Source organism: Nioella sp. (assembly GCF_964229645.1).
In the GTDB taxonomy this organism is placed as follows: Bacteria; Pseudomonadota; Alphaproteobacteria; order Rhodobacterales; family Rhodobacteraceae; genus Nioella.
The window spans coordinates 1-6802 of the sequence record NZ_CAXREX010000192.1 but is presented as its reverse complement, the minus strand read 5'-3'; the positions used below and the strand labels follow the sequence as shown (position 1 = coordinate 6802).

Genomic DNA, 6802 nt, shown 5'->3' with positions numbered 1-6802 from the left:
CCGGTGGCGCTGTTCGGCGCCAACGGGGCGGGCAAGACCAACATCCTCGAAGCGGTCTCGCTCTTGTCGCCGGGGCGGGGCTTGCGCCGCGCGGCAGCCGAGGAGATGGCCCGCAAGCCCGAGGCGCTTGGCTGGAAGATCAGGGCCGAGCTGGTCACCGGCGGACGCTTTCATGAGCTGGAGATAGGCGCCGAGGCGGGGCAATCGCGTAGCCTCAAGATCGACGGCAAGCCCGAGCCGCAACTGGCGCTGGCCGCCCTGGCGCGGATCGTCTGGCTGGTGCCTGCGCAGGATCGGCTCTGGATCGAGGGGGCCGAGGGGCGGCGGCGGTTTCTCGACCGGATCACCATGAGTTTCCTGCCCGATCACGGCGACGCCGTTCTGACCCACGAAAAGGCGATGCGCGAACGCAACCGGATGCTCAAGGACCAGGTGCGGGACGCGATGTGGTACGAGGCAATCGAGGCACAGATGGCCGAGGCCGCTGCCCGAATCGTCGCCAACCGGGCACAGGCCGTGGCACGGCTGACCGAGGCGCAGGAGGGGGCGGAAACGGCCTTTCCGGTTGCGCGCCTGTCGCTGATCGAGGGCGAAGGCAGCGAGGCGCTGGCGACCGCCGATGATTTCGCAACTGCCCATATGCAATCGCGCCCGCGCGACATAGCGGCGGGGCGCAGCCTGATCGGCCCGCATCGAAGCGACCTTGGCGCGGTCTACGCTGCCAAGGAGACCGAGGCGCGGCTCTGCTCCACCGGTGAACAGAAGGCGCTGCTCATCTCGCTTATCCTGGCCAATGCGCGGGCTCTGAAGGCCCAAACCGGGGCCGCGCCTCTGGTGCTGCTCGACGAAGTGGCGGCGCATCTCGATGCCGGTCGCAGGGCCGCGCTTTTTGACGAGATCTGCGCGCTTGGCGGTCAGGCCTGGATGACGGGCACGGGCCCCGAGCTCTTTACCGACCTGGGCCCGCGGGCGCAGCAATTCGAGATCAGCGAGGCGGACGGGCAATCGTCCGTCCGGGAACACGAGGCGACCCCATGACACCGCAACGCGTAACACTCATCACGCTTGGCGTGGCCGACATGGCCCGATCCCGCGCGTTCTACGCGGCGCTTGGCTGGCAGATGCATCCGCAAAGCCAGGACGCGGTGACCTTCTACCAGGCCAACGGTTTCGTCTTCGGCCTGTTCGGGCTGGCAGACCTGGCGAAAGACCAGGGCAGGCCGGACGCTCCGCTTGGCACCGGGGCGGCGAGCCTGGCCCAGAATTTCGAGACCGAGGCCGAGGTGGACGCCGCCTATGCCCGCGCGCTGGCAGCCGGGGCGAGCGCTCTGAAAGCGCCCGAAAAGGTCTTCTGGGGCGGGTATTCGGGCTATTTCGCTGATCCCGATGGGCATGTCTGGGAACTGGCGATGAACCCGTTCTGGCCGCTTGCGGCAGATGGCAGTCTGACCTTGCCCGATGCAGACTGACATCCTGGCAGAACAGGACCTGCGCCCGGATACGGATGCGGCGATCGGGGCGCTATTGGAAGGCGCCTTCGGCTGCGGGGCGGGCTATGAGGGGCGCTCGTTCCACAAGATGCGCCACCACCTGCGCGTGCTTGGCTGGCAGGATGGGCAGTTGATCGGGCACGTGGCGTTGCAATTGAGGGCGATCCGCATGGGTGACGCGCCCCTGACCATCGCGGGCGTGGGCGAGGTGGCGACCCATCCGGACCATCGGGGCAGGGGGGTGGCAAGCGCCCTCATGCGGCAGGCGATCATTGAGGCCACCGACTCACTTGCGCAGTTCGCGGTCCTGTTCGGCTATCCGGGGCTATACGCGCTGCTTGGGTTCCGGTCACAGCCCAACCGGCTGCGCTACCTGTCTTGGGATCGTTCCGGACCCGGCAAGGTTGTCACCGATACAATCGACAGCTTGATGGTTCTGCCGCTCGGCTCTAGGGAGTGGGACGGAGCCGCTGAAATCGACCTCTGCGGCCCCCTGTTTTGAGAGGCTTTCCATGACGCTGACGCTTGCGCAGGCCGCGCTTTACGCGGGCGCGCTCTTCGTGCTGTTCCTGACGCCCGGCCCGGTGTGGCTGGCGCTTGCCGCACGCACCCTGGCGCATGGTGTATCCGCAGCCGCCCCGCTCATCCTTGGCGTGGCGCTTGGGGACATGGCCTGGAGCCTGCTGGCCATCCTGGGACTGAGCTGGGTGGTGCAGACCTATGCCGGGATCATGGTGGTTCTGCGCTGGCTGGCCGTGGGTGTCTTCGCCCTGATGGGCTGGCTGATCATCCGCCACGCCGATGCCGGGATCGAGGCTGACAGCCGCCTGAACCGCAAGGGGGCCTGGGCCGGTTTCGTCGCCGGGCTGGCGGCGATTATGGCCAATCCGAAGGCGATCCTCTTCTACATGGGCATGCTGCCAGGGTTCTTCGACATCACGGCACTGACCGGCACCGACATCGCCGTGATCGCGGCCATCTCCATGGGTGTTCCCGTGGCTGGCAACCTGATGTTCGCAACCTTCGTGGACCGCGCGCGCCGGCTGATTTCTTCACCCGGTGCGCTGGCAACGACCAATCGTATCGCAGGCAGCCTGCTGATCGGGGTCGCGGTGATCATCGCGCTGACTTAGCTGCGCAGGGCAAGCCACCCGGTAACGGCCAATGCGATTGCCCAGTAGGGCAGCAGCGTCACCCGAAAATAGGCAGCGGAATCACCGAGCCCGCCGACAAGCGCCACCCCAGCCATGACGTTCACCGCGAGGTGAAACAGGATCGCAGGCGCGATCGATGGGCTGAGATGGGCCATCGCGCCAAGGATCAGCGCATAGGCCATCACATGCGCCCCGAAGAGCGGCACGGGAATCTCCGCCTGCGGGGAGTTCACAAGCCACAGCGGCAGGTGCCATGCGAACCAGACCGCGCCCACGACAAGCGAGGCGGCGAACCAGCCCATGTGACCGGACAGCAGGGGCTGCATCACACCGCGCCACCCCAGTTCCTCCCCCGTCGGACCGAGGATGAGATTCAGGAGGATCACTTTGGCGATCATTCCGACCGTCAGCAGATGGACGTCGGGCAGCCCGCCATTCCTCAGAACCGCAAAAGCAAGCACCATGAGAGGCGACAAGGCGATGAACCAAACCGCAAGGGGTACGCCGCTGAACTGGATCGCGCGGTACACCAGGTCTGAAAGCTCGCCAGAGCGGGCCGCCAACAGGATCGCCGCCAGCGATGGCCCCCATGCGGCCAGCAGCCAAACCGGCAGGCCACGGGCGGATTCCGGCATTTGCGCACCGGGGATCAAAGCGATCCCCGCGAAAGACACAAGCGAAATACTGACGGTCAGGGAAAGGAACAGGGCAAGCTGGATCACGATCTTTCCTCAAACGCCGCGAGGACCGGTGCAAAAAGCCCCTTCCTGCCCAACATGGTTTCGCAGGCCAGCAATGCGCTACGGGTAAAGTCGACAGCCTGCGCGTCGGTCCACACCCCGAACATCACCTGCCGGGTAATCCGGTGGTTCACGGACAGGATGATCTGGGCGGCGTGTTCGGCGGGCATAGGGAGCGGCCCGTCTTTCGACAGCGCCGTTTCGATCAAAGGCGCCAGGTGGAAATCCTGGGCCGCTTCCAGGAACCCAAGGTAGAGCGTGATATCCTCGGCCTGCGAGAGGCTCTCCTCCACACCCGAACCGGCCCGCAGGTAGGCAGACCCCTTGGTGAGAAGCGCCAGAAGGTCCGGCCCCGCCGCCGAGGCAAGGCCCTGCTGTTCCCTGTCTACAAGGGCCTGCATCACTGCCGTTTTGGAGCCGAAATGGTGGTAGAAGCCACCACGAGACAGGCCCGTTTCGGCGCGGATGTGTTCGATCTGGACCTCTGTAAATCCCTTGTCCAGGAATAGCCGAAGGGCGGCATCCAGAATCTCCGTTCTTCGCTGATCGGGCGTCTTTCTCGTGCGCATCTTGGCCTCTGGGCGATTCTACCGACATGTGTCGGTATAGTGTAATCGAGCAATTGCCGCCACCCCCTTTTGCCACCCCCAAATCTTGTGTCTGGGCCGTGACATTCCCTGCTGCGGCCGGTATAAGAACGGGACAAGAAAACAAGGGCTCAGGCATGACCGAAGAGACACAGGCATCCACCAGTTACGGCGCAGAATCCATCAAGGTTCTCAAGGGCTTGGAAGCCGTTCGGAAACGTCCCGGTATGTATATCGGCGACACGGACGACGGATCGGGCCTGCACCACATGGTGTATGAGGTCGTGGACAACGGCATCGACGAGGCCCTGGCGGGTCACGCCGACTTCGTTTCGGTCACGATCAACGCCGACAGTTCGGTCTCGGTGCGTGACAACGGGCGCGGGATTCCCGTCGATATCCACCCCGAGGAAGGCGTCAGCGCGGCCGAGGTCATCATGACCCAGCTTCATGCGGGCGGGAAGTTCGATGACAACGCCTACAAGGTGTCGGGCGGCCTGCACGGCGTGGGCGTGTCGGTGGTGAATGCCCTGTCGGATTACCTGGAACTGCGCGTCTGGCGCGACGGTAAGGAACACATCGCTCGCTTCGAGCACGGGGAAACCGTGCGTCACCTCGAAGTGGTCGGCGACTCGGATGGCGAGAAGGGCACCGAAGTGCGCTTCCTGGCGTCGACCAAGACCTTTTCCAACCTCGAATACAGCTTCAAGACTCTGGAAAACCGCCTGCGGGAACTGGCCTTCCTCAATTCCGGCGTGCGCATCATTCTTGAAGACCATCGCCCGGCGGAAACCCTGCGGTCCGAGTTGTATTACGAGGGCGGCGTGAAGGAATTCGTCCGCTATCTCGACCGCTCCAAGCATTCGATGATGGAAGAGCCGATCTTCGTGACAGGCACCCGCGACGGGATCGAGATCGAGGCGGCGCTGTGGTGGAACGACAGCTACCACGAAACCGTGCTGCCCTTTACCAACAACATTCCGCAGCGCGATGGCGGCACCCACCTGGCGGGCTTCCGGGGCGCGCTGACCCGGACGATCAACCTCTATGCCAACAGCTCTGGCATCGCCAAGAAAGAGAAGGTCAACTTCACCGGTGACGACGCCCGCGAGGGGCTGACCTGCGTTCTGTCGGTCAAGGTGCCCGACCCCAAGTTCAGCAGCCAGACCAAGGACAAGCTCGTCTCCTCCGAGGTGCGCCCCGCAGTCGAAGGGCTGATGAACGAGAAGTTGCAGGAGTGGTTCGAGGAACACCCCAACGAGGCCAAGACCGTCGTCGGCAAGATCATCGAAGCGGCGCTGGCGCGCGAAGCGGCACGCAAAGCGCGAGAACTCACGCGCCGCAAGACCGCGATGGACGTGGCATCGCTGCCGGGCAAGCTGGCCGATTGCCAAGAAAAGGATCCGTCGAAATCCGAAATCTTCCTCGTCGAGGGGGACTCTGCCGGCGGGTCTGCCAAGCAGGGCCGGTCGCGTCATAACCAGGCGGTGCTGCCGCTGCGCGGCAAGATCCTGAACGTGGAGCGCGCCCGCTTCGATCGTATGCTCGGAAGCCAGGAGATCGGCACGCTCATCACCGCGCTTGGCACCGGGATCGGGCGGGACGAGTTCAACATCGACAAGCTGCGCTACCACAAGATCGTCATCATGACCGATGCCGACGTGGACGGCGCCCATATCCGCACGCTTCTTCTGACCTTCTTCTTCCGGCAGATGCCCGAGATCATCGAGGGTGGATACCTCTACATCGCGCAGCCGCCGCTATACAAAGTCAGCCGCGGCAAGTCCGAGGTCTATCTGAAGGACCAGTCGGCGCTGGAAGACTACCTCGTTCAGATGGGTATCGACGGGGCGGTGTTGCGGCTGCCCTCGGGCGAAGAGATTGCCGGGCAGGACCTTGCCCGCGTGGTCGAAGGTGCCCGCAGCTTCAAGCGCATTCTCGAAGCCTTCCCGACCCATTACCCCCGCCGTATCCTCGAACAGGCCGCGATCGCCGGGGCGTTCGATCCGGGTCAGGCCGATGCCGACCTTCAGGGCGTCGCTGACCGTGTTTCTGCGCGGCTCGACCTCGTGGCGCTGGAATACGAGCGCGGCTGGCAGGGCCGGATCACCCAGGATCACGGCATTCGTCTCAGCCGCGTTCTGCGCGGAGTCGAGGAAATTCGCACGCTCGACGGCGCCGTGCTGCGCTCGGGCGAGGCGCGTAAACTGTCGGAAGTCTCGAAGCAGACCCGCGATGTCTACCGCGACCCTGCCAAGCTTGTGCGCAAGGAACGCGAAGTCGTCGTGCACGGGCCGATGGATCTGCTCGATGCAATCCTGGCGGAAGGTGAAAAGGGGCTGACCCTGCAGCGCTACAAGGGCCTGGGCGAGATGAACCCCGACCAGCTGTGGGAAACCACGCTGGACCCCGAGGCGCGGACGCTTCTACAGGTCAAGGTTGACGACATGGTCGAGGCGGATGACATCTTTACCAAGCTGATGGGCGACGTGGTGGAACCGCGCCGTGAATTCATCCAGCAGAACGCGCTCAGCGTGGAGAACCTCGATTTCTGAGGACCGTTCGCCCTACGAGGCCCCAGGGTTCTATGACACGGCGATCGCCGCCGGCCGCCACCGCGACATCGTGGGCGGCCGGTGGGATGAAACCGGCCGCGCCCAGATGGCGGTGCTGCTGGAGGCGGGGCTGAAGCCACATCATCACCTTCTCGATATCGGGGCCGGGTCGCTGCGGCTTGGCTGCAAGGCGGTCGATTACCTGGAACCGGGTCACTACTGGGCCACCGATGCCTCGCGCGAGATCATGCTTGCGGGCCATGCGGCGGAACTGGC

At 64.6% G+C, this 6802-nt stretch carries 7 protein-coding genes and 1 pseudogene; 6 read left to right on the top strand and 2 right to left on the bottom strand.

Going from position 1 to position 6802, the window contains the following annotated elements; all coding sequences use genetic code 11:
- The 4 genes from recF to ACEQXV_RS13100 form a co-directional block, all read left to right on the top strand.
- Nucleotides 1–1038 (top strand): DNA replication/repair protein RecF (recF, locus tag ACEQXV_RS13115; protein ID WP_370269580.1); only part of this gene is annotated, 1038 nt, incomplete at its 5' end.
- Nucleotides 1035–1469, top strand: a complete 435-nt coding sequence (locus ACEQXV_RS13110) for a VOC family protein (RefSeq protein ID WP_370269579.1) — start codon at nt 1035–1037, stop codon at nt 1467–1469. The genes recF and ACEQXV_RS13110, both read left to right, overlap by 4 nt.
- Nucleotides 1459–1992 carry a GNAT family N-acetyltransferase gene (locus ACEQXV_RS13105; protein WP_370269578.1) on the top strand — a complete coding sequence of 178 codons (534 nt, stop codon included), beginning with the start codon at nt 1459–1461 and terminating at the stop codon, nt 1990–1992. The genes ACEQXV_RS13110 and ACEQXV_RS13105 overlap by 11 nt, the downstream gene beginning before the upstream one ends.
- Before the next feature lie 10 nt (nt 1993–2002).
- Nucleotides 2003–2623 carry a LysE family translocator gene (locus tag ACEQXV_RS13100; protein WP_370269577.1) on the top strand — a complete coding sequence of 207 codons (621 nt, stop codon included), beginning with the start codon at nt 2003–2005 and terminating at the stop codon, nt 2621–2623.
- Here the strand turns inward: ACEQXV_RS13100 and ACEQXV_RS13095 are convergent.
- Both ACEQXV_RS13095 and ACEQXV_RS13090 read right to left on the bottom strand, forming a co-directional pair.
- The gene (locus tag ACEQXV_RS13095; protein ID WP_370269575.1) at nt 2620–3366 is read right to left on the bottom strand and encodes a lysostaphin resistance A-like protein; all 747 of its coding nucleotides are present in this window, start codon (nt 3364–3366) and stop codon (nt 2620–2622) included. The genes ACEQXV_RS13100 and ACEQXV_RS13095 overlap by 4 nt on opposite strands.
- Entirely contained in the window at nt 3363–3953 is a 591-nt protein-coding gene (locus ACEQXV_RS13090) for a TetR/AcrR family transcriptional regulator (RefSeq protein WP_370269574.1), read from the bottom strand. The genes ACEQXV_RS13095 and ACEQXV_RS13090 overlap by 4 nt, the downstream gene beginning before the upstream one ends.
- 155 nt (nt 3954–4108) lie before the next feature.
- Between ACEQXV_RS13090 and gyrB the strand changes: the two genes are divergently transcribed.
- Together gyrB and ACEQXV_RS13080 are read left to right on the top strand one after the other, a co-directional pair.
- Nucleotides 4109–6526, top strand: coding sequence for a DNA topoisomerase (ATP-hydrolyzing) subunit B (gene gyrB / locus ACEQXV_RS13085; RefSeq protein ID WP_370269573.1), 2418 nt, complete (start codon nt 4109–4111; stop codon nt 6524–6526).
- Nucleotides 6477–6802 (top strand): annotated as a pseudogene (locus ACEQXV_RS13080) (hypothetical protein); the annotation flags it as partial. The gene gyrB and the pseudogene ACEQXV_RS13080, both read left to right, overlap by 50 nt.

Bases quoted from the DNA above. Each gene is read 5' to 3' on its own strand.
- ACEQXV_RS13090 (WP_370269574.1), bottom strand. From the start codon at position 3,953: ATGCGCACGAGAAAGACGCCCGATCAGCGAAGAACGGAGATTCTGGAT.
- gyrB (WP_370269573.1), top strand. From the start codon at position 4,109: ATGACCGAAGAGACACAGGCATCCACCAGTTACGGCGCAGAATCCATC.
- ACEQXV_RS13100 (WP_370269577.1), top strand. From the start codon at position 2,003: ATGACGCTGACGCTTGCGCAGGCCGCGCTTTACGCGGGCGCGCTCTTC.
- ACEQXV_RS13110 (WP_370269579.1), top strand. From the start codon at position 1,035: ATGACACCGCAACGCGTAACACTCATCACGCTTGGCGTGGCCGACATG.
- ACEQXV_RS13105 (WP_370269578.1), top strand. From the start codon at position 1,459: ATGCAGACTGACATCCTGGCAGAACAGGACCTGCGCCCGGATACGGAT.